The following is a 25,225-nucleotide window of genomic DNA, read 5'->3' on the forward strand; positions in this document are numbered from 1 at the left end:
CACCGGCTGGGGGTCGCTGCCGCGCGCCCAGCTGAGGTGGATCATTTTCCGGTCAGATCGAGCGATATCCGACCGGAATCTCCCAGGACTATGGGCACCCCGAGCGCCACCCGGCCACGCGATGTCGCCTCGGACGGGTCTCGCGGATCACCTCGCGTACTGGCTCGGTGCGCACCGCGTACCTGGGAATACCCGTCTCACTGGCAGGTTCCGGACCGGTGGGGGAGGTCCTTCATGGCTTACCGTTTCGCGCAGGACGAGAAGTTCAACTTCGAGATCCAGCTCGCGCTCGGCCAGGTCCAGGCGGGCGCGGGCGACGTGGGGGAGATTCTGTCGACGACGGCGCGCGTCATCGACGGCGACGCCGAGAGCTGGTTCACCGAGTGGACACGCACGGCTGAGCGCGTGCGCGCACTGGCCGGGGCGAGCGCGGCCCGCGGCCACCAGGTCAGCGCGCGCCAGGCCTACCTGCGGGCCGCCGCCTACTACGGGACGGCCCTGTCGGTGATCGACGGCACCGAGGACGTGTCGCGGCTGGTGCCGACCTTCCGCGTGCACCGGGCCTGTTTCGACGAGTTCGCCTTCCGCCTCGATCCCCCCGCGCTGCCCGTCGAGATCCCCTACGAGGAGACGGTGTTGCCCGGCTACCTGTTCGTCCCTCCGAACGAGCCCGCGCCGCGGCCGACGCTGGTCGTCAACAACGGCAGCGACGGGCCGATCACCTCCGCGTGGTCGCTGGGGGCGGCGGGCGGGCTGGCGCGCGGCTACAACGTCCTGCTGTTCGACGGGCCGGGCCAGCAGTCGATGCTCTTCCTGCACGGCGTGCCGTTCCGGCCCGACTGGGAGCGGGTGCTCACCCCCGTCGTCGACTTCCTGTGCGCCCGCCCCGAGGTCGACGCCGGCGGGATCGTGCTGATCGGCGTCAGCCAGGCCGGCTACTGGGTGCCCAGGGCGCTGGCCTTCGAGCACCGTTTCGCCGCCGCGGTGGCCGATCCCGGCGTCTTCGACGCGTCCACCTCGTGGCTGCGCAATCTGCCGGACGAGCTCCTCGCGCTGCTGGACGGCGGTGAGCGCGAGCTGTTCGACCGGGTGGTGGCCGAGGAGATGAGCCAGGCGACGCCGCAGGAGCGGCAGGAGTTGGCCTGGCGGGCCAAGCCGTACGGGATCGGCTCGCTGTTCGACCTGTTCACCGAGGTGCGCGGGTACACTCTGGCCGGGGTCGCCGAGCGGATCACGACACCGCTGCTGATCACCGACCCCGAGGGTGAGCAGTTCTGGCCCCGCCAGTCACGGCGCCTGTTCGACGCGCTGACCGGGCCGAGAGAGCTAGTGGCCTTCACCGCGGCCGAGGGGGCCGACGGGCACTGCGAGCCGATGGCGCGCAGCCTGGCCGACCAGCGCATCTTCGACTGGTTCGCCGAGCGGCTCCCGGGCTGACCCGCCGCGTCAGGCCCGCGCGAGCGAATGGACGCGCCCGAGCCCGGCCGACCGGACCGCGTGACGAGTGCAGGAACGACGCTCAAGCGCGGCTGGTCCGGTGAACGCTGCGGATCGCGGCGACCTCCGGGTGGGGGCGGAGTTCGGGCGCGTCCGCCGCCAGGGCGTTGAGGTCGCGCTTCACCCGCGAGGCGAACCCTCCCCCGAGCACGTACCTCGTCGTGGAAACCGCCTGACGGGCACCGGCGAGAAGGCGGAGCGCGCCTCGGCTGGTGATCCCGGTGTGGCGCAGGTCCAGAAGGGCGAGCCGGTGCGGAGCACCGGACAAGGCCTGTGCGATCAGGTCGGCGGCCGCGTCATCCAGGCGGTTGTCGGCGGCTCCCAGGTGCCGGGCCGCGGGGACCTGGCCCAGATCGAGCGCCTCGATCCCGGCCTTGGCGGCAGCCGCGACGAGTTCGGCCAGCGCGGCCGGGCCGATACCGTTGCCGGCCGCCGACAGGCGACGCAACCGTCCCGGCCGCAGCGCGCGCACCAGGATGCCGGCTCCTGAGTCGCCCAGTCCGGCCGCGGAAACATAGAGCTCCTCGACGCCGTCGCAGGCGATCAGCCGGGCCAGTTCCGACGCGCCCTCAGGGCCGAGCCGGTTGCCGCTGACGAACAACCGCCCGGCGTGCCCGGTGGCGAGCAGACGGTCCACCAGAACGGCCAGGCCGGCCGCGTCCAGGCCCGTCTGGACCAGGTCGATCGTGCTCAGCCCCGTCCATACGGCGTCGCCGACGATCCGCCCGCCTTCGGAGCCCAAGGGGTTGCGCTTGAGCCAGAGCCCGCGCACGATCCCGGGCGAGGCGATCAAACGGTCGGCGATCCGGCAGACCCCTGCGGTGGTGATGGTGTTGCAGCCCAGGTACAGGGTCGATGCGCCGGAGCCGACGGCCCCGGCCGCCGCGGTGTCGGCCCCTTCGTCGCCGAGATCGTCGGTGCCCAGCAGGAGGTGTCTCGTGGGGCCGCCGACCGGCATGGCGTCGGTGACCAGTCGCACGCCGCGCGGTCCGAGCGCCTGCTTGCACAGGTCCAGCCGCCCGTCGGGCATCGCCGTACCGACGGAGAAGTCGGTACGGCGCGTCACCGGCTCGCCGCCGCGCAGCCACGCGAGCAGGTCGTTCACCATGGCGCCACCTGGTAGTCCTTGAGGAGGACCCCGTGGACAGGGCGACCCGCCTCGCCGCTCACGATCGGGTCGTAAACGCGGGAAGCGCCGTCGACGACGTCCAGTGGGGTACGGCGGTCCAGCCGGTCCCTCACAGGTACGGGCTGCTCGTCGGTGATCCAGCCGGTGTCCACGCTGCAGAGATGGACACCGTGTCGTGCCAGGTCCGCGGCGCTGGTGCGGGTCACCATGTTCAGGGCGGCCTTGGCCATGTTGGTGTGGGGGTGGCGGCCCGTCTTGTTGGCGACCGCGAACTGGCCCTCCACCGCCGAGACGTTCACGATGTAGCGCCGCTCGGCGGGAGAGGCCATCAGGAGCGGAAGCAGCCGGTCGATCAGCAGGAACGGCGCGACCGCGTTGACCAGTTGCGCCTCCAGCAGTTCCGCGGGATCGACGGCACCGATCCTGGCCGACCAGGAGTTGGTGGGGGACAGGTCGGGAAGCAACCCGGACACGTCCGGCAGGCCCGCGTCCGCTTCGGCGGCAGGGGCCACGGCGACGCCGGGCAGCACCTCGTGCCGCTCGCCTTCGACCAGCGCGCTGTAGGACGAAGCGGGGCGGCGGATGGTCTGGGCGGCGTTGTTGACCAGGATGTCCAGCGCGTCACCGGATTCCCGCAGCCGATCGGTCAACGCGATGACCTGTCGAGGGTCGCGCAGGTCGAGGCCGATGATCTGCAGGCGGCCTGTCCAGTCACCGGCCGCGGCGAAACGACGGGCGGCGTCGTTGGGGAAGCGGGTGGTGATGGTGACGTGGGCGCCGTCGTGGAGCATCTTCAGCGCGAGGTGGTGGCCGACCTTCACGCGTCCGCCCGTGATGAGGGCGCGCCGGCCTGTCAGGTCGGTGCGAGCCGTACGGCGGGCGGCGTTGGACGACGCGCACGCAGGACACAGCAGATGGTAGAGGCCGTCCAGCCGGGTGTACCCCGTCTTGCAGATGTAGCACGTGCGCGTTCTCCTCAGGTGACCCGTGGACGCCGTCGCCTCGACGGGCGCGTCGACGACTCGGCTGGGTGACCCCATGGCGGTCGTCGCCAGGACCTCCGCGTCAGCCTGTGCTGTGGCCCGTTCACGTCTCCGGCGGCGGCGCCGCTGACCGTCACGCACCAGTGCCAGAGCCGCGTGTTCCAGCAGGAGGCGGTCGGGATCGTCGAGCGGAAGCTCACGCGCCTGTCCGAGCTGCCGCAACACGGCTGAGACGTCCACTTCTCTCCTCCTGCGAGTGGGGCCCGGCTGGATTCGAACCAGCGTCCTCCTCCATGCAGTGGAGGCGCGACGGCCGACTGCGCTACGGGCCCCTGTGAGGCGTGGGATCCAGCCGGATTCGAACCGGCGTCCTCCGCCGTGACAGGGCGGCGCGACGACCACTGCGCTATGGATCCCACCGGTGCAATCTACCGGTTGTCGATCAATCCGCCGATACGGCGAGGGCACCCATGGTGAGGGCGCGGGGCCTGTCCGGCTCGCCCGCCAGGAATGGATGGGCGAGGCCGTGGAATGCGCTGGTGCGGAGCTCGAAGCGAACAGGCTTGTCGATCTCCAAGGAATGGAGACGCCGTCCATTTTCTGATCATCGTCGGTCTTCCGGATTCGGGCTGTCCCGTGCGGCCGGCATGTCGCCGGTGCGGTGGCCGGGAGCGGTCAGCGGTCTTCGCCGGCCGTCGACGCGCGGTTCGGCAGGGCGGCGTCGTAGGCGGCGACGGCGCGTTCGCCCGCCAGCATGCGCCAGGCCTGTTCGAGGAGGGCGCCGACCTCCGTCCAGTCGGGTGGGACCTCGTGGAGTTCGACGCCGACCCATCCGTCCACGTAGGCCGGGCGGAAGTACCGGTCGGGATCGGCGGCCGTCAGCGTCTCCAGCTCCCCGCGGGGCGCCTTCACGCACAGCGCGAGCCTGCCGTCGCCGTGGTGGTCGATGAACAGCCACGCGAGGCGCTTGCGCTCCAGCACGAAGGAGATGTGTCCGAAGGAGTCCTCGGCGACCACCCCTGGGAGCGGGGCGACCAGTTCGGCCAGTCGCTCGCGCACCCGTTCGACGTCCGTGTCCGTCCACCTACCGGCCATGGCCGACAGCCTACGGCCCGCGCCCCCGGCCGTGGCCGATTCCGTCCGTTGATCATCGGATGGCAGGCGCGCGGGCGCGCCCGGGCCGTGTCAGGGGCCGAAGGTCAGGGGGCGGGCGGCTGGGGGAGTCAGGGGCGGGTGGCGGGGCTGAGGGGACCGTCCAGGTCGCGTTCGACGATGTCGCCCAGGACGTCGTCGATGGCCTTGAGGGTGTCGGCGTCCAGCTTCACTCCTGCGGCCCGCGCCGAGTCGGTGATCTGCTCGGGTTTGGAGGCGCCGACGACGGCGGAGCAGACGTTGGGGTTGGCCAGGGTCCAGGCCACCGACAGCTGGGCGAGGGTGAGGCCGTGGTCGGCGGCGACCGGCTTGAGGTTCTGGACGCGGGTCAGCACCTCGTCGGTGAGCAGCCGGGTGACGAACTGGCCGCCCACCGGGTCGGTGGCCCTGGTCCCCGCGGGTACGGCGGCGCCGGGCACGTACTTGCCGGTCAGCACGCCCATCGCCATCGGCTGGAAGACGACCTGGCCGACGCCCTCCTTCTCGCACAGCGGGACGATCTCCGGCTCGATCACCCTGCGGAGCATGTTGTACTGCGGCTGGTTCGACACGATGCGGTCGAGGCCGAGGTCAGCGGCGATGCGCAGGGCGTCGGCGATCTGCTCGGCCGTCCACTCGGACACGCCGACGTAGAGCACCTTGCCCTGCCGTACCAGGTCGTCGAAGGCGCGCAGCGTCTCCTCGAGAGGGGTGCTGTGGTCGTACCGGTGCGCCTGGTACAGGTCGATGTAGTCGGTGCCGAGCCGGCGCAGCGAGCCCTCGGCGGAGCGCATGATGTGTTTGCGGTTGAGCCCTCGGTTGTTCACGCCGTCGCCCGTGGGCCAGTAGACCTTGGTGAGGATCTCGACCTCGTCGCGGCGTTCGGACTTCAGCGCGCGGCCGAGCACCTCCTCGGCGCTGCCCTCGGCGTAGGCGTCGGCGGTGTCGAAGGTGGTGATGCCCATGTCCAGCGCGGCGCGGACGCAGGCCTTGGCCCTGTCCTCGTCGATCTGCGACCCGTGGGTGATCCAGTTGCCGTAGGCGATCTCGCTGACCATGAGGCCGCTGCGGCCGAGATGACGGAAGTGCATGCTTCAACTCGATTCACGAATGACCAGATGAGGGGTGAGGACGAGCGCGGCCCTGGAGGGCCGTTCGCCGGAGATGAGGGAGGTCAGCAGCCTGACCATCTCCTTGCCCATGTCCTCGATGGGCTGGTGGACCGAGCTGAGCCCGGTGAACTGCGCGTGGCTGGAGTCGTCGAATCCGACGACCGCGACGTCCTGCGGCACCCGGCGGCCCGCCTCGGCCAGGACGCGCAGCGCTCCCACCGCCATCAGGTCGGAGGCCGCGAACACCGCGTCCACGTCGTGCCGCAGCAGCTCCTTCATCGCCCGGGCGCCGCTGAGCTCGGTGAAGTCGCCGTGGGTGATGAACTCGGGCAGCCCGGCCAGCATCAGCGCCTCCCGGTAGCCGCCCAGGCGGTGCACCCCGGCGATCATGTCGATCGGCCCGGAGATCGTCGCGATCCTGCGGCGGCCGCGCTCCACGAGGTGGTTGACGGCCATGTGCGCACCGCTGTGGTTGTCGACGTCCACGACCTGCGGCACCGTCTGCGGCCCTATCGACCTGCCGCCCTGCACGGTGGGCACGCCGGTGTCGACGAGGAACCCGGGCAGTGGGTCGTCGCGGTGCTGGGACAGCAGCAGCACCCCGTCGACGTGCCCGCCCGACAGGTAGCCTTCCAGGTTGGCCCGCTCCTCCGGTGTACCGGCCATGGTGAGCAGCAGCTGCCTGCCGGTGGCGGTCAGCTCGGAGGTGATGCCGCGGATGATTCCGGCGAAGAACGGGTCGGAGAACAGCCTCGCCTCGGGCTCGGCGATCACCAGGGCGATGCTGTCGGTACGGCTGGCGGCCAGCGACCTGGCGGCGTGGTTGGGCACGTAGTTGAGCTCGGCGATGGCCCGCTCGACCAGCTCCTTGGTCTCGGGGCTGACGTTGTCCGCCCCGTTGATCACCCGGGAGACGGTGCCCCTGCCCACGCCCGCGTGGGCCGCGACCTCGTCCAGCGTCACCCGTTTCCTGGGCGCGCTCACGCCGCGACCCTCCGCGCCGCCACGGGGTGGGTGGTGGCAGGGCGGGCGGCGGCAGGGCGGATGGCGGCAGGGAGGGTGGTGGCAGGGAGGGTGGTGTCAGGACGGGCAGCCGGACGGAGCGGGACGACGGGCACTACAGGCCGCCCTTGCGGATGCGGGCCGCGTACCACAGCGCCGAGTCCTTGGGGGTGCGCTTCTGCGTCTCGAAGTCCACGTGCACGATCCCGAACCGCTGGCCGTACCCGTGGGCCCACTCGAAGTTGTCCAGCAGCGACCACGCGAAGTACCCCTTGACCGGCACGCCCCTGTTCACCGCCTCCGCGCAGGCGGTGATGTGCCGCTCCAGGTAGTCGATGCGCCTGAGGTCGTGGACCGCCCCGTCCTCGCGGACCTCGTCGGCGAACGCGGCCCCGTTCTCGGTGATGTACAGGTCGATCGCCGGATAGTCCTTGTGAACGCGCTGCAGCAGCTCGAGGAGCCCGTTCTCGTCGATCTCCCACCCCATCGAGGTGCGGGGGCGCCCGCCGTCGACCCAGCGGGCCGACTCGGCGCCGATCCACGGCGTGCTGCCCGGGGCGGCGGGCTCGCCGGCGGCGACGAGGGCGGGGGAGTAGTAGTTGATCCCCAGCATGTCGATCTTCGTGGAGACGGTCTCCAGGTCCCCGTCGCGGACGTGGCCGAAGTCGCTCAGGTGGGCCAGGCCCGCGACCATGTCGGCAGGGTAGGAGCCGAGCAGGATCGGGTCGATGAACAGCCGGTTCTGGATGCCGTCGATGCGCCGGGCAGCGTCCAGGTCCGCGGGCGAGGCGGTGGCGGGTGTCACGTGCGACATGTTCAGCGTGATGCCGACGTCGCCGGTCAGCTCGGATACGGCCAGGCCGTGCCCGAGCAGCAGGTGGTGGACGGCCTTGACCGCCTCGGACGGCTCCTTGCGTCCTGGCGCGTGCTCGCCGTTGGCGTATCCGAGCAGGCTCGAACACCACGGCTCGTTCAGCGTCGTCCAGTTGCTCACCCGGTCGCCCAGCGCGGCGTGCACGATCGAGGCGTACTCCGCGAACAGGTAGGCGGTGTCGCGCCGCGGCCATCCGCCCGCGTCCTCCAGGTACTGCGGCAGATCCCAGTGATAGAGCGTCGGCCACGGCACGATGTCGCGTTCCAGCAACGCGTCGACCAGGCGCCGGTAGAAGTCCAGCCCCTTCTGGTTGACCGCTCCGCGCTCGGGCACGATCCGCGGCCACGCGACGGAGAACCGGTAGGCCCGCAGGCCCAGCCCCGACATCAGCTGCACGTCGTCGAGGTAGCGATGGTAGTGGTCGCAGGCCACGTCGCCGTTCTCGGCGTTCCTCACCTTGCCGGGGGTGCGGCTGAAGGTGTCCCAGATGGACGGCCCCCTGCCGTCATCCGCGAACGCGCCCTCGATCTGATAGCTGGACGTCGCGGCGCCCCACAGAAAACTCATGCCTTGACGGCCCCTTCCATGATGCCGCCGATGATCTGGCGGCCGAACACGACGAACACGGCGAGCAGCGGCAGCGTCGCCACCAGCGTCCCCGCGAACATGAGCGTGTAGTCGGTGTAGTACTCCGTGGCGAGCTGGCTGAGCGAGAACTGGACGGTGGGATTGTCCGCCTCCAGGACGGCCCGCGGCCAGATGAACTCGTTCCAGGTCCCCATGAACGTGAACAGCGCCAGGACGGCGGCGCCGGGCCGGAGCGCGGGCAGCACCACGCTCCAGTAGATGCGAAAGCTCGTGCTGCCGTCGACGATGGCCGCCTCGATGAGCTCGTCGGGGACCGCCCTGAGCGTGTACTGGCGCATCAGGAACACCCCGAACGCCGACACCAGGAACGGCACGACCACCGCCTGCAGCGTGTTCTGCCAGCCCAGCTTCACCATCACCATGTAGAGCGGGATGATCCCCATCTGGACGGGGATCATCATCGTGCCGAGGACGACGACGAGCAGCGCGTTCCGCCCGCGGAACCTCAGCTTGGCGAAGGCGAACCCGGCCAGGGAGCAGAAGAACACGGTCGAGACCGTCACGGCGACGGAGGCGACGGCCGAGTTGAGCATGCCCAGCGCGAAGTTCGCCTGCTCGGCCTCGAACAGCCGGGTGATGTTCGCGCCCAGCTCGCCGCCCGGCGTCATCGGCGGCGGATACTGCCCGACCACGTCGTTGGTCCTGGTCGCGATCACGAACATCCAGTAGAGCGGGAACACCGAGATCACGATGGCGGCGAGCAGCGTCAGGTACACCAGCCGGTTCTGTTTGATCACTTGTCGACTCCGCTCATCCTGCGCGAGAGCAGGAAGTTCACCAGCGCGACCAGCACGATCAGAATGAAGATCATCCACGCGACGGCGGAGCCGTACCCGTAGTCGAACTCCTCGAAGGCCTGCTGGAACATGTACATGGCGACCGTCTGGAACTGCCGCAGGCTGCCGCCCGACAGCTCGCCCTGGCCGAACAGCAGCGGCTCGGTGAACAGCTGCATGCCGCCGATCGTCGACATGATCACGGTGAAGACCACCGCGGGTTTGATCATCGGGATCGTGATCCGCCAGAACTGCCTGGCCTTCGAGGCCCCGTCGAGCTCGGCGGCCTCGTAGACGTCGCGCGGGATCGACTGCATGGCCGCCAGGTAGATCAGCGCGTTGTAGCCGGTCCACCGCCAGTCGACCATCACCGCGATCGCCGTCCACGACGACCACTTGTCGGCCTGCCAGTCGATCGGCTCCACGCCGAACAGGCCGATCGCCCAGTTGGCCAGGCCCGCGTCTCGCGAGAACAGCTGCGAGAACACGATGGCCACCGCGGCGATCGAGGTGATCATCGGCGCCAGCACGCCCATCCGCAGGAACGTCAGCCCGCGCAGCGGCCTGTTGAGCAGGCTGGCCAGGACCAGCGCGATGAGCAGTTGCGGCACGCCGGCCACCACGAACATGCCCACGGTGTTGGCCACCGCGTTCCAGAAGTCCGGGTCGGCGAACAGCGCGGCGAAGTTGTCCAGCCCGACGAATGTGCTGTCGCCTGCCAGCTGCCAGTCGTGCAACGACACCCAGGCGGTGTATCCCAGTGGGAACAGCCCGAAGACCGCGAACAGCATGAAGAACGGCGCGATGTAGACATAGGGTGCCACGCTCTTGTCCAGCCGCGACCGCAGACTCGAGGTCGCCACCTTCTTCGCGTGCCCGCCCCTGGAGCGCACACCCAACTCGATACTCACGGCTCGATACTCACGATTCCTTACTCGCTGCCTACGGCGAAGCCGGCGTGGTCGCCCGCCCCGCCGTACGGCGACTCGACGATGCCGCTTGTCGCGACGCGGCTACTTGGCGGTGCGCTTGGCGGATTCGATCGCCTGGGTCCAGGCGGCTCCCGCGTCGAGCTTGCCCTGCTCAAGAGCGAGCAGCGCCTCGCCGACCCGGTCGCCGACGGCCTGGTTGTCAGGCCCGAGGTAGACCGGCTTCAGCGTCTTGGCCGACTCGCCGAAGATCTTGCCGACCGGGGCGCCGTTGAAGTAGGCGTTGGTGAAGGACTGCACCGCGGGGTCGTCGATGGCCTGCGGCGAGGAGGGGAAGTTGCTCTCGGCCTTGAACGCCGCCAGCTGCCCCTCGGGACTGGTCAGGAACGTGACCAGCTCGGCGGCCTCCTTCGGGTGCTTGCTCTGCTTGGGCACCGCGAGGAACGAGCCGCCGCGCACCGCGCCCGAGCCTGGCACGCGGGCCACGTCCCACTGACCGGCCAGCCCGGCCCCCGCCTGGTCCTTGATCAGGCCGAGCATCCACGACGGGCAGGCGATGGTCGCGAACGAGCCCGTCTTGAAGCCGGCGTTCCACTGCGGGCCCCACATCTGGAGCTTGGCCGACAGGTCGGCGCCGACCATGGCCGTGGTGGTGTCCCACGCGGCCTTCACGCCCGGATTGGTGTCGATGACGAGCTTGTCGGCGGTGTCGAAGTAGGTGTGGTCGCCCTGCTGCATGAGGATGTTCTGGAAGATGTTGCCCGCCGAGTCGAAGAACCTGGCGTCCTTGGTGGCCGCCACGAACTTCTTGCCGGTCTCGGCGTAGGCCTCCCAGGTGGGCCACAGCTTGCCGACCTCCTCGCGGTCGGTGGGCAGCCCCGCCTTCTCGAACAGGTCGCGCCGGTAGCACATGCCCTGGGCGCCGACGTCGGTGCCGAGGCCGATCAGCGCCTTGCCGTCGGGGGTGAGCGCCTGCTTCCACTTCCACTCCAGGAACTTGTCCCGCAGGGAGGCGGCCCCGTGGTCGAGGAGGTTGACGAAGTTGCCGGGCTTCGCCATGAACTGGACGAGGATGCCCTCCTCCAGTGCCACGACGTCTCCCGCGCCGCTGCCCGTGGCCATCCATTGCTGCAGCTTCGGCAGGTAGTCGCCGAGCTGCGCGATGTTCTCCTCCTTGATCGTGACGTTCGGGTGCGCGGCCTCGTACTTCTTGTACAGCTCGCCGTAGCCGAACTTGCTGAAGGTCTTGACGACCAGCTCGATCTTCTCGCCCGCTCGGGGGGCCTCGCCTGTGGAGGAGCCGCCGCAGGCGGCCGTGGCGACAAGGCCTGCGAGGGCGACCGCTGCGAAGAGGCCACGGCGAACCTGAGTCGTCATGTGGGGGAACCTCTCTAGAAGAAAGCACCTGACCTGTGTTGACGCCGCCGGTACCGGTGTTTCGTCCTATTGGGAGCGCTCCCATGACGGTAGAGCATGATCCAGCCGAGCAAAAGGGCCTCCTTCACAGAAAATTTTCAGTTACCGCGTGTCTTGACCCTGACCGTGCCAGTCAGTAATGATCGGCGCCGACGCCGCCGGACCGCACCGAGAGAGGTCCGGTATGACTTTTCGCTTGCGGATGGCGTGCGCGCTGACCGCGGTGGTGGTGACCCTCCCCGCTCCTGCCTCGCAGGCGGAGGCGACCTATGAACGCGTGCTCAACGGCACGTTCGACGGCGGCTCCAAGGAGCCGTGGTGGAGCAGCGAGACCACCTCCTCCCGGGTCGAGGGCGGCAGGCTGTGCGCCGACGTCCCCGCCGGCACCGCCAACCCGTGGGACTCGATGATCGGCCAGAACGACATCCCGCTGGAGAACGGCCGGCCTTACAGGTTGTCGTTCACGGCGGTGGCCACCAAGGACGTCACGATCACGGCCATCGCACAGATGAGCGGCCCGCCGTACACGACGCCGATCGCGGGCTCCGCGCAGGTCACCACCGCACCGCGGACCTTCGAGATCACCGGCACGTCCACGGTCGGCGAGCCCAAGTCGCAGGTCGCCTTCCAGATGGGCGGCGCCACCGAGCCCTACACGCTCTGCCTGGACGACATCTCCTTCACCGGTGGCGTGATCCCGCCGGGCGGCGTGCGCGACCTCGGCTCACCCGTGCGCGTCAACCAGCTCGGCTACCTGCCCGGCGGGCCCAAGCGGGCCACCGTCGTCACCGCCGCCACGCGGCCGCTCGCCTGGCGCCTGCTCGACGCCTCGGGCACGGCCGTCGCCACCGGCGAGACGCGGGTCCACGGCGACGACGCGATGTCCGGCGACCACGTCCATATCGCCGACTTCACGCGACATCACAGGAACGGCACCTACCGGCTCGCGGTCGGCGAGGAGGTCAGCGAGCCGTTCGAGATCAGCCGGGAGCTCTACGGCGGGCTGCGCGTGGACAGCCTCGCCTACTTCTACCACAACCGTTCCGGCATCCCCATCGAGGCGAAGTACGTCGGCGCCGCTTACGCCCGTCCTGCGGGACACGCGGGCGTCGCGCCGAACCAGGGCGATCTCGACGTCCCCTGCGCTCCCGGCGCCTGCGACTACCGGATGGACGTGCGCGGCGGCTGGTACGACGCGGGCGACCACGGCAAGTACGTGGTCAACGGGGCCCTGGCCGCCTGGCAGCTGATCGACGCCTACGAGCAGGCGGGCGACGTACGGCTGCGCATCCCCGAGTCGGGCGGCAGGCTGCCCGACATCCTCGACGAGGCCAGGTGGGAGCTGGACTTTCTCCTGCGCATGCAGCGGCCCGACGGCATGGTGCACCACAAGATCCACGACGCGGCGTGGACGGGGCTGCCGCTGCGGCCCGAGGCGGACGCGCAGGCCCGCCGGCTCTTCCCCGTCAGCACGGCCGCGACCCTGAACGTCGCCGCCGTGGGGGCCCGCTGCGCGCGGGTCTACCGGCCCTTCGACCCGGAGTTCGCGAGGACGTGCCTGGGCGCCGCCGAGAAGGCGTGGGCGGCGGCCCACCGCAACCCGTCCCTGTTCGCCCCGGCCGAGAGCGTCGGCGGCGGGCCGTACGACGACACCAAGGTGAGCGACGAGTTCTCGTGGGCGGCGGCCGAGCTGTTCGCCGCCACCGGCAGGCGCTCCTACCTCAAGGAGGTCACCACCGGCCTGACCACGGAGAACTTCTCGTGGAGGGACACCGGAGGGCTGGCCGACCTGGCACTGGCGAGGGTGCGGGACCGGCTCGGCCCGCTCGATCGCCTCAAGCTCGTCCGCCGCGTCACCGGCGTGGCCGACCGGCATCTTGATGATCTGCGCCGTCAGGGGTACGCCAACCCGGTCCTGCCCGCCGACGGCGCCTACGTCTGGGGTTCCAGCAGTGCCACGGCCAACACCGCGCTGGTCCTGGCCTACGCCTACGACCTCACCCGGATCCCGAGGTATCGCGACGCGGCCGTGGAGTCGCTCGACTACCTCCTCGGACGCAACGCACTCAACCAGTCCTACGTGACCGGGTACGGCGAGCGGGCCAGCAGGAACCAGCACCACCGCTTCTGGGCCCACCAGCTCGACCCCGCTCTGCCCCATCCCGCGCCTGGCTCGCTCGCGGGCGGCCCGAACTCGGGCCTGCAGGACCCCGTCGCCCAGCGCAACCTGCGCGGTTGCGCCCCGGCGAAGTGCTACATCGACGACATCGGCTCCTACGCGACCAACGAGGTCGCCGTCAACTGGAACTCCGCCCTGGCGTGGCTCACCGCCTTCGCCGACGACACCACCCGCTGAAGCCGACGACACCTCCAATGAAAGGCGCATGAGTGCGATCCATCGCAGGGAAAGCCGCAGCAGTCTTAGCCGCCATCGCGGCAGCCGTCCTGATCGCCCCGCAGCCCGCCTCGGCCGCGGCCCAGCTGATCGGCAACGGCACCTTCACCACCAACACCAACGGCTGGAAGCAGATCGACAAGGCCACCATGACGGCCGAGTCGGGCCGCATGCGGGTGAGCGTCGGGGCGGGCGCCACCAAACCGTGGGAGGCGATGGTCGCCACCACGAACGCCATCACCCTGACCCCGGGCAGGAGCTACACGCTCTCCTTCGACGCCTACTCCACCACGGCCTTCACGGCCGTCACCACGGTGCAGTACCTGGCCACGCCCAGCACGAACCAGTCGCTGGCACAGAACGTCAGCCTCACCACCTCCAGCAGGCGCTTCAGCTTCCCCTTCGTGGCCACGGCCGCGACCGACACGAGGGCCGAGGTCACCTTCCAGGTCGGCGGCTCCGGCGGCACCCCCACGGTCCGCTTCGACAACGTGTCGCTGATGGAGACGCAGCAGGCCAGGCCGACCGCGCTGTACGTGTCCGGCCAGTCGAACCCGGCCAAGTGGGCGGCCGCCAACTCCGGCGACCCCAGGGCCCAGCCCATCGCCGCCAACATCGCGAGCAGGCCGATCTTCGAGTGGTTCGGGGGCTGGTTCACCGACATCACGCTGGCCGTGGACTCCTACGTCGGCGCCGCCCAGGCGCAGGACAAGCTGCCGATGCTGGTCGCCTACAACATCCCCAACCGCGACGCGTGCGCCGGCCCCTCGGGCGGCGGCGCCGGCGACAAGGACGCCTACCACGCGTGGATCACCGCCTTCGCGAAGGCCATCGGCAACAGGCACGCGGTGGTCGTGCTGGAACCCGACGCGGTCCCCGCCGCGGAGTGCGTGAAGCCGGAGAACGGCGGGCCCGCCGGCCAGTACGCCATGCTGGTGGACGCCACCCAGGTGCTGAAGGCGCAGGCGCCCAACGCCTGGGTCTACCTGGACGCGGGCAACGCCACCTGGCACCCCGCCGACGAGACGGCCAGGCGGCTCGGCCTGGCGGGCATCGCCAACACCCGCGGCTTCTCGCTGAACGTCTCCAACTACATCACCACGGCCGTCAGCGACGCCTACGGCGTCCAGGTCAAGAACAGCCTCGCGCCCACGTACGGCGCCAAGCAGTACGTGATCGACACCAGCCGCAACGGCAACGGCCCCTACGAGGACTCCACTCCCGAGGACAACTGGTGCAACCCGCCCAAGCGCAAGCTCGGCACCCCGCCCGTCAAGCAGACGAGCGGCGCCGAGTACCTCTTCTGGGTCAAGGTGCCCGGTGACTCCGACGGCCCGTGCGGCATCGGCGGCACGACCCCCGCGGGAACCTTCAGCCCCGACCTCGCCATGGCGCTGATCAACGGCAACCCCTGACCGACGGGACGAGGGGCGTCCCCGCAGCGGACGCCCCTCACGCGTCACCAGGGTGACGGCGCGGGCGGCACGATGACCGGCGGGCGGTCGTCGCAGGTGATGGTGTTCGGCAGCTCCCACGCGGCCAGCCATGGCCCCGTCGTCCCGCCGCCGTCGTTGCCGCCGAGATCGGTCAGCGAGAACTCCGACCCGGTGGTCGGGAAGTTGAAGGAGCCGCAGTTGTTCACGCCGACCGCGCCCACGTTGCGGGCGTCCACGTTCTCGAAGGACGCCGACCCCTTCACCCGCGCGCTGACCACCGAGGTGCCCGTGCCGTCGACCTTGATGTCCTTGAAGCGGACGTTCGCGATCGAGTACAGGTCCTTCACCGCCCACTCGCTGACCAGCATGATCGCGTTGTAGCCGCTGTCGAGGTAGTGGTCACCCCTCACCTCGATCTCGGCGTCGATGCTCTTGTCGAGCGCGTAGAACCAGATGGCGCCCAGCCCGATCTTCCAGTTCAGCTCGAACGTGCCCGCTCTGACCGTGGTGTTGTCCCTGATCGACAGGCGCCCGGTGAACGCCTCAGCGCCGAAGCGCGAGCCGACCTGGATGGCGCTGCCCTCGCGGACCGGGTCGGCGATCAGGTTGTTCGAGACGGTGGTGTCGGCGCCGCCGTAGACGGCGATGCCGTTCGCGAGCACCGGCGACTGCACGGTGTTGTGATCGAAGGTGTTGCCGGCGTTCGCGGTCCTCTCCGACCACATGGCCAGGCCGTCGTCACCGGTGTTGCGGACGAAGTTGTCCGACACGACCGAGTTCGTGACGCCGGTGTGGAAGTTGAGGGCGTCGGCGATCTGGTCGACGATGACGTTGCCGGTGATCCGCAGGTTCGTCATCGGCCCGTCGAACCACATGCCCACCTTGGTGTGGCGCAGGTGGAGGCCGTCGACGGTCGAGTCGCTCATCGCCCCGCCGATGCCGTTGACCTGGTCGGTGTCGACTCGTTCGCGGACGTCGCCCTCGATCGCGAAGCCCGACAGGTGGACGTTCCTGCTGCCGCCCGCCGACGCGTCCTTTCCGTAGAACCCCACCCCTGCGTGCACCGAACCGTCGGGCGCGGGGGGCTCCAGCGCGACCTCGCGGCCCTTGACGATCGTGTACCAGCTGCCCGCGCCCTCGATCGTCACGTCGTCGACGATGATGTGACGGTTCACCTGGTAGGTGCCCGGCGGGAGGTAGACCTTGAGGTGGTTGCGCCTGGCGAAGGCGATCGCCCTGTCGAACGCGTCGGCGGAGTCGCGGCGGCCGAGAGGGTCCGCGCCGAAAGCCAGCACGTTCGCCGCGACGAGCCTGACGCGCGGCGCGCCGACGAGCTCCGTGTCGAGCAGGTCGATGACCGTCCACGCGGCCGTGCTCGCGGCGGGGACCGTGAGCCGTACCCTGTCGCCCGCGCGGTACGTCCTGCCCAGCAGCAGCCGCTGCTCGTCGTAGAAGTGGAACGGCCGGAACGGCTTCGCGATCGCGGGGGCGGGGGTCGTGGCGGCGGGCACGCAGGAGCACTCGGTGATCCACCAGTCGGGATGCAGCAGATCGGCGTTCGGGTCGTTCGTGAACGGATACTGGTTGTACAGCCACGAGTACCGCGACGTGAGCGTCATGGACTTCTTGGCCGCGCCGTTCACCGTGATGTCGAGCGGCGCGGTGATGCCCCCGCCGCCGGTCGCGTCAGGGATGCTGTAGCGCACGGTGATCGCGTTGGCCGCGCTCGGCAGCCTGAACTCGACGTGCTGTCCGGGGGTCAGCTTGACCGCCTTACGCCCCGACGCCTCCGAGGGGAGCGTGTAGGGGGTCCGGTCAGGACCGATGACGGTGCCGTCGGTCGTGGCGTTCTCCGCCTCCTGCTCCACGAAGCCGACGCGGGCGCCGCGGCCGGAGACGAGTGACGGATCGAGGGCGGCACGCGTGACGACGGGAGCCGCGCCGTCCTGTGCCAGGGCCGCCGATCCGCCGCCGAGCACCGTGCTGACGGCGACGGCGGCCGCGGCAAGGACTGCTGTGAAGCTCCGTGACATCGAGGGCTCGTTTCTCTCGGGGGTGAGGCGACAGTAGATCCGTCCCTCGAGAATTCACAAGGCCCTGCTAGCTATTTTCGTTTAATTGCCAGTTTCTTGCGGTGTGTCAGTCGCCGATGTGAAGGACGGCCGCGCCGGTCACGCGATCGGCGGCCAGGTCCGAGAGGGCTCGGTCGGCCTGGTCGAACTCGTAGGGCACGGCGGTCACCCGCACAGGGTGGAGTCGCGCGAACGCCAGGAGGGCATGGCCGTCCGCGCGGGTGTTGGCGGTGACGCTGCGCAGCGTCCGCTCCTGGAACAAGTGGTCCTGGTAGACCAGCGGCGGGATGTCGGTGAGGTGGATCCCGGCCACGGACAGCGTGCCGCCCCTGTCGAGCGCCGCCAGCGCCACCGGCACCAGGTCGCCGGCCGGGGCGAACAGGATGGCGGCGTCCAGCGGCTCCGGCGGAGCGCCGTCGGCCGGGTTCGCCGAGGCCGCGCCGAGTTCGAGGGCGAGCCTGCGCGCGGAGCCCGACCTGGTCATCACGTGGACCGTGGCTCCCTGGGCGAGGGCGACCTGGGTGGTGAGGTGGGCCGAGGCGCCGAAGCCGTACACGCCGAGCCGTCCGCCCTGAGGCAGTTCGGCGCGGACGAGCGCCCGGTAGCCGATGATCCCCGCGCACAGCAGCGGGGCGAGCTTGTCGGCGGGCTGGTCGCCGGGCAGCGGGTAGACGAAGTCCTGCGGAGCGACCAGGTACTCGGCGTAACCGCCGTCGGCGTCCCAGCCGGTGTAGCGCGAGGAGGGGCACAGGTTCTCGGCGCCGCGGACGCAGTACCGGCACGTCCCGCAGGTGGAGCGCAGCCACGCGACGCCCACGCGCGTGCCGTCCTCGAGCAGATCGGCCCCGGGTCCGCGGGCCACGACCCGCCCGACCACCTCGTGTCCTGGCACCGTGCCGGGCCTGCGGGGCTCCAGATCCCCCTCGGCCAGGTGCAGGTCGGTCCGGCAGACGGCGCACACCTCGACCCTGACGAGCACCTCGCCCGTGGCGGGCTCGGGCACCGGCAGGCGCACCTTCTCGAGCGGTCCTGTCTTCATGGGGCCGGGGCGACGCACCACCCAGGCCGTCATCGTGCCTCCCATCCCCCCATCGTCACACGGGGGCGATCGAGAAGGCCGGTCCGGCATCGGCCCGACGATTGACGGGCATGCCAAGAATCGACCGGATGTGTACGTGGGCAAGACGCGGGTGACCGGCTTGTTCCGTAACGTGACACGCGTCGATCCACAGGCGAACGGCCTGATGCGCGAGCACCGTGGACCGTCCGCACGCCCAGCCCGGCCGGCGTGGAAAGCGACGGACGAACGAGGTGAGGACGTTGGCCACACTGATCGCCGTGAACGTCGGGCTGCCCAAGGACGTCGCCTGGCGCGGCAAGCGCGTGCGCACCGGCGTGTGGAAGCACACCGTGTCCGGGCCCAGGATGGCGCGGCGGCTCAACATCGACGGCGACGGCCAGGGCGACCTGGACGGGCACGGCGGCGAGCAGCGGGCGGTGCTGGTGTACCAGAGCGAGTCCTACCGCTTCTGGGAGAGGGAACTGGGGCGCGACGACCTGCGGCCCGGCCACTTCGGGGAGAACTTCACCGTGGACGGCCTCGCCGATGACGAGGTCTGCATCGGCGACCGCTACCGGATCGGCGGCGCGCTCTTCGAGGTGACGCAGCCACGCGTGACCTGCTACCGGGTGGGGCTCCGTCTGGGAGAGCCGCAGATGGCGGCGTTGCTGGTGTCCCGCCGGCGGCCAGGCTTCTACTTCCGGGTCATCGAGGAGGGCGAGGTCGAGGCCGGGCAGGAGATCGTCAAAGTCTCCTCGGGTCCTGAGGGGATGACGGTCGCCGAGATCGACGGGGTCCTCTATCTGCCGGGACGTACGCGTGAGCAGGTCGAGCGGGCACTGCGCATCCCGGCGCTGAGCCCTGGATGGCAGGGCTCCATGCGCGCCCTTCTGGAGGCCGACGGCGCGACGGCCGGGCCGGGCAACGCGGGGCTCACCGTGGCCGCGACCGCCCCGCCCCCCGCATGGCAGGGCTTCCGCCCCCTGACGATCACGCGCGTCCAACCGGAGAGCCGCAGCGTCTTCTCCCTGTCGCTGGCCGACGCCGCCGGCGCGCCGCTGCCGGCGGCACTGCCGGGGCAGTTCCTCACCGTGAAGGTTCAACCGGACGGCGGCGGGCCGCCGTTGATCCGCAGCTACTCGCTGTCCGGCGAGCCAGGCGCGGGCACGTACCGGATCAGCGTGAAGCAGGAGCCCCACGGCGCGGCCAGCGGTCTCCTGCGCGCCCGCGCCCGCGTCGGCGACACCCTCGACGCCGCCGCCCCCCGGGGCACGTTCTACCTGGCCGACGGCGCCGGCCCGGTGGTGCTGCTGTCCGCGGGAGTCGGCGTGACGCCCGTGCTGGCCATGCTGCACGCCCTCGCGCGTGCGGGTTCCGCCCGGCAGGTGTGGTGGCTGCACGGGGCGCGCAACGGCACCGAACATCCCTTCGCGGCGGAATGCCGTCGCTTGCTCGACGGTCTGCCTCACGCGCGCATCCGCGTCTACTACAGCCGGCCGACGTCCGCGGATCGCGCGGGCACCGACTACACCGATGCCGGCAGGCTGTCGCCGGAGCGCATCTCCGGACTCGGTCTGCCTACCGACGCCGACGTCTACCTCTGCGGGCCCGTGGGTTTCATGGCGGGTGTCACCGACGCGCTGGTGGACGCCGGCCTGCGCCGCTCGCGGGTCCACACCGAGGTCTTCGGCGCCGGAGCCTCCCTCACTCCTGGCGTCACGTCCGCCGTTCCGGCTCGGGCCCCGCACCAGCCCGCCGGGGCCGCGGGTACGGGCCCGCCGGTCTCCTTCGCCCGCAGCGGTCTGACCGTCCCGTGGAACGACGACCACGGCTCCCTGCTCGAACTGGCCGAGGCGTGCGACGTCCCCGTGCGCTGGTCGTGCCGTACGGGCGTCTGCCACACCTGTGAGCTCGCCCTGATGTCGGGCGCGGTGGACTACTCGCCCGACCCGGTCGAGCCACCGGCCGAGGGCGACATCCTGATCTGCTGCGCCCGGCCGAGCGAGGCCGTCGTCCTGGATCTGTGAACCACTCGACGGTGCTCCTCCGCCGACCCGTGCGGCGGTGGGCGCTGATCACGCGAACCTGGATCTTGCGGATGGCGCCCCCTTTCCTCTATAAAGCGTAGTACTACAGCTTGTAGAGTTGATGGGGAGATCTCCGATGCGGGTGCTTGTGGTGGGGGCGGGGATCGGCGGGCTCGCGGCGGCGAGGGGACTGATCGCCGCGGGGCACGAGGTGGTGGTGCTGGAGCAGGCGCAGGAGCTGCGCCTCGGGGGTGGGGCCGTCACCCTGTGGTGCAACGGCACGGCGATCCTCGGGGACCTCGGCGTCGACCTGGAAGGGGCGGGGCAACGGCTGGCGACGTTACGCCTGCGCACCGCGAGCGGCCGCACGGTGCTGGATTTCGACCTGGAAGCGCTCGCGGAACGGTTCGGGTCGGCGGCGCGGGTGGTCCCGCGCGGGTCGCTGATCACCCTGCTGGAGAGCGGGCTGCCGGAGGGGACCGTACGGCTGGGCGCGCGGGTCACGGACGTGCGGTCCGAGCGTGACGGCGTACGGGTGCGGACGCGGGCAGGTCAGGACTACAGCGGTGACTTCCTGGTCGGAGCCGACGGTGTGCACTCGCGGGTGCGTTCCCTCGTCCTGGGCGGCGGCCCGGCGGCCCTGACCGGTGTGGCGACCTGTCAGGCCCTGACGCCGGCTCCCTTCGATCCCGGGTCTGTCACCACGATGATGGTCGGCCGTCAGGGCGACTTCGGGTTCATGGGTGCGGGCGACGGACTGATGCAGTGGTTCTTCGACGTGCCGTGGTCGCCGGGCGCGCCGCCGGAGGACAAGCCGCTGGAGATGCTGCGCAGGCGGTTCGCGGGGTGGGGCGGGCCGGTCGCGCGGGTGCTGGCGTCGGTGGAGAACGGCGACGCCGAAGTGTTCCCTCACACCCGGCACAAGGTGCCGCTTCGTTGGGGTGAGGGGCGGTGCGTGCTGCTCGGGGACGCGGCGCACGGGATGCCGCCGGTCATGGCGCAGGGCACGAACCAGGCGCTCGAGGACGTGGCGACGCTGGTGGACTGTTTGGACACCGTCCCCGATCCGGCCGCGGTCGTGCGCGTGTACTCGTCCAGGCGGAGACGGCAGGCGGCTCTGGCTTCCACGCTCGCCTCGCACAGCCTCGCGGTGTCCGGCCCGCGGACGTTCATGCAGAGCGAGTACCTCATGCGCATGAACGGTTCCGTGCCGCCGCGTCTGGCCACGCGCGGACTCGGACGCCTGCTGCGCACGCTCAGCAGCCGGATCTGACCGGCGGGTCCTGAGCTGGCTCGACGCTCGGTGCAGACTGAGTTTCATTTGCCATCAAGTCATAAAAGAGGCTCTGGCTGCTTAGATCCTGAGGAGCAGATCGGCTAGCATATCGGAATGCCGACCGACGACCGGGCGCTCCCGCTCCGCGAACGCAAGAAGCTCCGCACCCGCAGGGCGCTGGCCGACGCCGCGTTGCGGCTGTTCGGGGAGAAGGGCTTCGACGGGGTGACCCTGGAGGAACTGGTCGAGGAGGTCGAGGTCTCCAAGAGCACGTTCTTCCGCGCCTACCCGTGCAAGGAGGCGGTGGCGATCGAGGCCGAGGCCGAGATCTGGTCGGCCTACGTGGCCGCGCTGGAGGGGCGGGAGCTGACCGGCGTCGTCCTGGGCGAGTTGCGTGACGCTCTCACCGCGACGGCCGCCGCCCTGGAGCCAGGGTGGGACGAGCGCTACGTCGCCACCCGCCGCCTCGTCATGACCGCCCCAGCCCTGCTGGCCTACGTCGAGCACTACCGCGGGGGGATCACGCGGCAGGTGATCGACTGCCTGGCGGGCAAGCTCGGCCTGAACGCCGACGATCTCCGGCTTCACGTGCTGGCCGAGCTGACCACCACCGCGTGGAGCGTCTCGGGCCGCGACTGGGTCCGCCACGGCGGGGAGGGGGGCCGCCAGGCCCTCATCGACGGCCTCGCAGGGGCCTTCGGCGCCATCCCCGCCAGCCTCGACCTGTCCGCCTGACGGTTCCCGGCCTCGACCTGTCGGGCTGGCGGTTGCCGGTCGCCGGCCTCAGCCCGTCCGCTTGGCGCCTTCCTCCGGAGGTCCGCGGTCCCGGCCTTTTCGCCCGGTTCCGTGCGGGTCAGCCGACTTCGGCGTGCGGCTTCCAGGAAGTCGAGCACCGTGCGGGCCGGCGCCACCCGGTGATCCGACAGGGCGTGATCGGTGGGGAAGCGGCGGTGCTCGAGCCGCTTCACCGGATGCGCGAGAAAGGCGTCGACCACCGGCTCGTAGTGGAGGGCGCGCGGGGTCACGACGTCGCGACCGGTCCCGACCGGCAGGACGGGACGCTCGGCAAGCCGGGCTTCCGTGGTTGCGCGATCATGGACGCGGCGGCCCAGCACCACGTCGCCGCCGACGTTCGCGGCATCGCCGCCCGTCACCTGGAGCGCTACCTCGACCTGCTCGCCGCCCGCGCCGGCGACCCCGCCTTCGTCCGGTGCGGGCGGGGCCTGCTCGGGCTGTTCGCCCAGGCCAGGGCGCTGCTGTCGGAAGCCGTGCGGGCGGGCTGCCGGACGATTACGGCGGTGCCGTGACGGAAGCTACCCGTGGGGCCGATCATCGTGCCAGTATTTAGTTTAAGGTCCTAATTATCGGGATGGGGGCGCATGAGCCGGCCGCGACGGGAGACGGTCCGTGACGTCCGGCGAAACAACAGATCCGTCATTCTCAGCACCCTCTACTTCGCCCGCGAGGCCGGCAGGTTCGAGCTGGCCAGGCTGACCGGCCTGAGCCCCGCCACCGTGGGCACCGTCGTCGCCGGCCTGATGGCGGAGGGCGTCGTCATCGAGGCGGGCCTGAAGGACTCCGACGGAGGGCGCCCCCAGACCCTCCTGGCGATCAACGCCGCCCACGGTCACCTGGCGGGCGTCGACGTCGGCGAGACCTGCGTTCGCGTCGAGCTGTTCGACCTCGCGCTGCGCGGGCTCGCCAGGACCGAGGTGCCGTCGCGGCCGGGCGGCGACGATCCCGAGGAGGTCGCGCGGCACATCGCGCACGGACTCGACGGCCTGCTCGAGAAGACGGGGCTCACCGGGGACCGGCTCATGGGCGTCGGCGTGGGCGTGCCCGGCATGGTGAGCAGGCAGCCGGCAGGACTCGTGCACGCCCCCACCATCGGCTGGACGTCGGTGCCGCTGGGCGCCATGCTCGCGGGTCCCGGCATGCCGCCCTTCGTCGTCGACAACGGCGCCAAGATGCTGGGCCTGGCCGAGTCCTGGTTCGGCGCGGGCAGGGGAGCCGAGGACCTGATCATGGCGCTGGTCGGCACCGGCATCGGCGCGAGCATCATCTCCAACGGCGTCACCTACCGGGGCAGCATGGGCGGCGCGGGGGAGTGGGGCCACACCAAGGTCGTGCGCAACGGGCGGCCCTGCCGGTGCGGCGGGCGCGGCTGCCTGGAGGCGTACGCGGGGCCGCAGGCGATCCTGCGGGAGGCGGGCAGGCAGATGGACGGCGTGGGCGAGGAGGGCGCCTTCGCCGCCTTGCTGTCCGATCCGGCGGCGCGGCCCCTGCTGGAGGAGGCCGTACGCCATCTGGGCAGGGGCATCGGCAACCTGATCAACCTGTTCAACCCCGAGCGCGTGCTGCTGGGCGGCTGGGCGGGGGTGCTGCTCGGCACGGAGTTCCTGCCGCAGCTCAGGGCGGCCGCGGCGGAGATCGCGCTGCCGTACCACTTCGCGCACGCCTCGATCGAGCGGGGACAGCTCGGCCCCGAGGCGATCGCGCTCGGGGCCGCCGCCCTCATCCTGGACGACTTCCTCACCGGCGGCACGCGTTCCTGAACCGGCGGCGTCACGCATCTTGACTGAGCTCTGAGGCGCGATCAGCGCACGCTGGATAACCAATCAAGCGCTTGGTAAAGTCCTGTCATGCTGCTGGACGGCAAGATCGCGGTCATCACCGGAGCGGGGCCGGGGCTCGGCAGGACGCTGGCCGGCCTGATGGCCAAGGAGGGAGCGCGGGTCGTCGCGGTGGCCAGGACACCGCGCGAGATCCCCGGGGCGGTCACCATGCCGGCCGACGTCACCGTCCCGGCCGACATGGAGACCGTGGCCGGGGCGGTGCTGGAGCGTTTCGGCCGGGTCGACGTGCTGGTGAATGCCGCCTTCCCGGGCACGCATCGCATGAACGTTCTCGAGATGTCGCCAGATGACCTCGAATCCTGGCGTGCAGCCGTAAACATCGGAACTTATGGCACCTTGGTGGCCTGCCGCTACGTCGCCCCCCACATGGTCGCCCAAGGCTCAGGCTCGATCGTCAACGTCACCTCCATGTCGTCCAGGAAGGGCTACGCCGGCCGATCCGACTTCGCCGTCGGCAAGGCCGGCGCGCACCTGCTCTCCCACTGCCTCGCCGACGAGCTCGGCCCCTCCGGCATACGGGTCAACTGCGTGGCGCCCGGCTGGATCGCCAGCGAGGTGCTCGACGAATGGATGCGCACCAGGGCGGCGGCCGAGGGCGTGCCGTTCGAGGAGATCCGCGACCGCGACGTGCGGGCCATGGCCCTGCGCCGCATCGCCACCGAGGAGGACGTCTCGCGCGCGATCATCTTCCTCGCCTCCGACCAGGCCAGGGCCATCACCGGCGCCACCATCGACGTGAACTCCGGCCAGCTGTTCACCTGACCGGCGACCTGGTTACCGTGGAGGGTGACGGCACCCCCGGCGTCGCCATGCACCTGCCGCCGGC

At 70.6% G+C, this 25,225-nt stretch carries 20 protein-coding genes and 2 tRNA genes; 9 read left to right on the forward strand and 13 right to left on the reverse strand.

Annotated features, from left to right (window positions below; all coding sequences use genetic code 11):
- The first annotated feature begins 234 nt into the window (after positions 1 to 234).
- Entirely contained in the window at positions 235 to 1,437 is a 1,203-nt protein-coding gene (locus ACFSKW_RS25840; protein WP_379575012.1) for an alpha/beta hydrolase family protein, read from the forward strand.
- An 82-nt stretch (positions 1,438 to 1,519) separates the two neighbouring features.
- On the opposite strand, the gene ACFSKW_RS25845 is transcribed toward ACFSKW_RS25840, so the two are convergent.
- The 11 genes from ACFSKW_RS25845 to ACFSKW_RS25895 all read right to left on the reverse strand — a co-directional run bounded on the left by ACFSKW_RS25845 (position 1,520) and on the right by ACFSKW_RS25895 (position 11,458).
- Positions 1,520 to 2,605 carry a leucine-rich repeat domain-containing protein gene (locus ACFSKW_RS25845; RefSeq protein WP_379575013.1) on the reverse strand — a complete coding sequence of 362 codons (1,086 nt, stop codon included), beginning with the start codon at positions 2,603 to 2,605 and terminating at the stop codon, positions 1,520 to 1,522.
- Positions 2,599 to 3,849, reverse strand: a complete 1,251-nt coding sequence (locus tag ACFSKW_RS25850; RefSeq protein WP_379575014.1) for an SDR family NAD(P)-dependent oxidoreductase — start codon at positions 3,847 to 3,849, stop codon at positions 2,599 to 2,601. The genes ACFSKW_RS25845 and ACFSKW_RS25850 overlap by 7 nt, the downstream gene beginning before the upstream one ends.
- An 18-nt stretch (positions 3,850 to 3,867) precedes the next feature.
- Positions 3,868 to 3,941, reverse strand: a tRNA-Ala gene (locus ACFSKW_RS25855).
- Between the two features lie 11 nt (positions 3,942 to 3,952).
- Positions 3,953 to 4,025, reverse strand: a tRNA-Asp gene (locus ACFSKW_RS25860).
- Positions 4,026 to 4,284: 259 nt separating this feature from the next.
- Positions 4,285 to 4,704 carry an MmcQ/YjbR family DNA-binding protein gene (locus ACFSKW_RS25865; RefSeq protein WP_379575015.1) on the reverse strand — a complete coding sequence of 140 codons (420 nt, stop codon included), beginning with the start codon at positions 4,702 to 4,704 and terminating at the stop codon, positions 4,285 to 4,287.
- A gap of 128 nt (positions 4,705 to 4,832) precedes the next feature.
- Entirely contained in the window at positions 4,833 to 5,831 is a 999-nt protein-coding gene (locus ACFSKW_RS25870; RefSeq protein ID WP_379575016.1) for an aldo/keto reductase family protein, read from the reverse strand.
- A 3-nt stretch (positions 5,832 to 5,834) separates the two neighbouring features.
- Entirely contained in the window at positions 5,835 to 6,836 is a 1,002-nt protein-coding gene (locus tag ACFSKW_RS25875; RefSeq protein WP_379575018.1) for a LacI family DNA-binding transcriptional regulator, read from the reverse strand.
- A 133-nt stretch (positions 6,837 to 6,969) separates the two neighbouring features.
- A complete protein-coding gene (locus ACFSKW_RS25880) occupies positions 6,970 to 8,295 on the reverse strand; it encodes a GH1 family beta-glucosidase (RefSeq protein ID WP_379575019.1) in 1,326 nt (441 codons plus the stop codon).
- Positions 8,292 to 9,113 (reverse strand): carbohydrate ABC transporter permease, encoded by an 822-nt coding sequence (locus tag ACFSKW_RS25885; RefSeq protein ID WP_379575020.1) that lies wholly within the window; start codon positions 9,111 to 9,113, stop codon positions 8,292 to 8,294. The genes ACFSKW_RS25880 and ACFSKW_RS25885 overlap by 4 nt, the downstream gene beginning before the upstream one ends.
- Complete coding sequence (locus ACFSKW_RS25890; protein WP_379575021.1) at positions 9,110 to 10,063, reverse strand: carbohydrate ABC transporter permease; 954 nt, start codon at positions 10,061 to 10,063, stop codon at positions 9,110 to 9,112. The genes ACFSKW_RS25885 and ACFSKW_RS25890 overlap by 4 nt, the downstream gene beginning before the upstream one ends.
- A 102-nt stretch (positions 10,064 to 10,165) precedes the next feature.
- Positions 10,166 to 11,458 carry an ABC transporter substrate-binding protein gene (locus tag ACFSKW_RS25895; RefSeq protein WP_379575022.1) on the reverse strand — a complete coding sequence of 431 codons (1,293 nt, stop codon included), beginning with the start codon at positions 11,456 to 11,458 and terminating at the stop codon, positions 10,166 to 10,168.
- 223 nt (positions 11,459 to 11,681) lie between these two features.
- On the opposite strand from ACFSKW_RS25895, the gene ACFSKW_RS25900 reads away from it, so the two are divergent.
- Both ACFSKW_RS25900 and ACFSKW_RS25905 read left to right on the forward strand, forming a co-directional pair.
- The gene (locus ACFSKW_RS25900) at positions 11,682 to 13,853 is read left to right on the forward strand and encodes a glycoside hydrolase family 9 protein (RefSeq protein ID WP_379575023.1); all 2,172 of its coding nucleotides are present in this window, start codon (positions 11,682 to 11,684) and stop codon (positions 13,851 to 13,853) included.
- Positions 13,854 to 13,885: 32 nt separating this feature from the next.
- Complete coding sequence (locus ACFSKW_RS25905) at positions 13,886 to 15,307, forward strand: glycoside hydrolase family 6 protein (protein WP_379575024.1); 1,422 nt, start codon at positions 13,886 to 13,888, stop codon at positions 15,305 to 15,307.
- A 44-nt stretch (positions 15,308 to 15,351) separates the two neighbouring features.
- Here the strand turns inward: ACFSKW_RS25905 and ACFSKW_RS25910 are convergent, their stop codons facing one another.
- Together ACFSKW_RS25910 and ACFSKW_RS25915 are read right to left on the reverse strand one after the other, a co-directional pair.
- The gene (locus ACFSKW_RS25910; RefSeq protein ID WP_379575025.1) at positions 15,352 to 17,361 is read right to left on the reverse strand and encodes a glycosyl hydrolase family 28-related protein; all 2,010 of its coding nucleotides are present in this window, start codon (positions 17,359 to 17,361) and stop codon (positions 15,352 to 15,354) included.
- 106 nt (positions 17,362 to 17,467) lie between these two features.
- Positions 17,468 to 18,472, reverse strand: coding sequence for a zinc-binding alcohol dehydrogenase family protein (locus tag ACFSKW_RS25915; protein ID WP_379575026.1), 1,005 nt, complete (start codon positions 18,470 to 18,472; stop codon positions 17,468 to 17,470).
- 248 nt (positions 18,473 to 18,720) lie between these two features.
- On the opposite strand from ACFSKW_RS25915, the gene ACFSKW_RS25920 reads away from it, so the two are divergent.
- The 6 genes from ACFSKW_RS25920 to ACFSKW_RS25945 all read left to right on the forward strand — a co-directional run bounded on the left by ACFSKW_RS25920 (position 18,721) and on the right by ACFSKW_RS25945 (position 25,161).
- Positions 18,721 to 20,487 (forward strand): MOSC domain-containing protein, encoded by a 1,767-nt coding sequence (locus tag ACFSKW_RS25920; RefSeq protein ID WP_379575027.1) that lies wholly within the window; start codon positions 18,721 to 18,723, stop codon positions 20,485 to 20,487.
- A 136-nt stretch (positions 20,488 to 20,623) separates the two neighbouring features.
- On the forward strand, positions 20,624 to 21,760 hold the full coding sequence (locus ACFSKW_RS25925) for an FAD-dependent oxidoreductase (protein ID WP_379575028.1): 1,137 nt from the start codon (positions 20,624 to 20,626) through the stop codon (positions 21,758 to 21,760).
- 117 nt (positions 21,761 to 21,877) lie between these two features.
- Positions 21,878 to 22,498, forward strand: a complete 621-nt coding sequence (locus ACFSKW_RS25930) for a TetR/AcrR family transcriptional regulator (protein WP_379575029.1) — start codon at positions 21,878 to 21,880, stop codon at positions 22,496 to 22,498.
- Between the two features lie 215 nt (positions 22,499 to 22,713).
- Positions 22,714 to 23,070, forward strand: coding sequence for a hypothetical protein (locus tag ACFSKW_RS25935; RefSeq protein ID WP_379575030.1), 357 nt, complete (start codon positions 22,714 to 22,716; stop codon positions 23,068 to 23,070).
- 72 nt (positions 23,071 to 23,142) lie between these two features.
- Positions 23,143 to 24,318: an ROK family protein gene (locus ACFSKW_RS25940; protein ID WP_379575031.1), complete on the forward strand. Its 1,176-nt coding sequence runs from the start codon at positions 23,143 to 23,145 to the stop codon at positions 24,316 to 24,318.
- A gap of 87 nt (positions 24,319 to 24,405) precedes the next feature.
- Entirely contained in the window at positions 24,406 to 25,161 is a 756-nt protein-coding gene (locus ACFSKW_RS25945) for an SDR family oxidoreductase (protein ID WP_379575032.1), read from the forward strand.
- The last annotated feature ends 64 nt before the right edge of the window (positions 25,162 to 25,225 follow it).

It is taken from the genome of Nonomuraea mangrovi (assembly GCF_042681425.1).
Lineage (GTDB): Bacteria > Actinomycetota > Actinomycetes > Streptosporangiales > Streptosporangiaceae > Nonomuraea > Nonomuraea mangrovi.

What these genes read in the sequence shown, in the direction of transcription:
- ACFSKW_RS25840 (WP_379575012.1), top strand. Translation starts at nt 235, where the DNA reads ATGGCTTACCGTTTCGCGCAGGACGAGAAGTTCAACTTCGAGATCCAG.
- ACFSKW_RS25925 (WP_379575028.1), top strand. Translation starts at nt 20,624, where the DNA reads ATGCGGGTGCTTGTGGTGGGGGCGGGGATCGGCGGGCTCGCGGCGGCG.
- ACFSKW_RS25910 (WP_379575025.1), bottom strand. Translation starts at nt 17,361, where the DNA reads ATGTCACGGAGCTTCACAGCAGTCCTTGCCGCGGCCGCCGTCGCCGTC.
- ACFSKW_RS25870 (WP_379575016.1), bottom strand. Translation starts at nt 5,831, where the DNA reads ATGCACTTCCGTCATCTCGGCCGCAGCGGCCTCATGGTCAGCGAGATC.
- ACFSKW_RS25880 (WP_379575019.1), bottom strand. Translation starts at nt 8,295, where the DNA reads ATGAGTTTTCTGTGGGGCGCCGCGACGTCCAGCTATCAGATCGAGGGC.
- ACFSKW_RS25915 (WP_379575026.1), bottom strand. Translation starts at nt 18,472, where the DNA reads ATGACGGCCTGGGTGGTGCGTCGCCCCGGCCCCATGAAGACAGGACCG.
- ACFSKW_RS25945 (WP_379575032.1), top strand. Translation starts at nt 24,406, where the DNA reads ATGCTGCTGGACGGCAAGATCGCGGTCATCACCGGAGCGGGGCCGGGG.
- ACFSKW_RS25895 (WP_379575022.1), bottom strand. Translation starts at nt 11,458, where the DNA reads ATGACGACTCAGGTTCGCCGTGGCCTCTTCGCAGCGGTCGCCCTCGCA.
- ACFSKW_RS25900 (WP_379575023.1), top strand. Translation starts at nt 11,682, where the DNA reads ATGACTTTTCGCTTGCGGATGGCGTGCGCGCTGACCGCGGTGGTGGTG.
- ACFSKW_RS25940 (WP_379575031.1), top strand. Translation starts at nt 23,143, where the DNA reads ATGAGCCGGCCGCGACGGGAGACGGTCCGTGACGTCCGGCGAAACAAC.
- ACFSKW_RS25865 (WP_379575015.1), bottom strand. Translation starts at nt 4,704, where the DNA reads ATGGCCGGTAGGTGGACGGACACGGACGTCGAACGGGTGCGCGAGCGA.
- ACFSKW_RS25845 (WP_379575013.1), bottom strand. Translation starts at nt 2,605, where the DNA reads ATGGTGAACGACCTGCTCGCGTGGCTGCGCGGCGGCGAGCCGGTGACG.
- ACFSKW_RS25930 (WP_379575029.1), top strand. Translation starts at nt 21,878, where the DNA reads ATGCCGACCGACGACCGGGCGCTCCCGCTCCGCGAACGCAAGAAGCTC.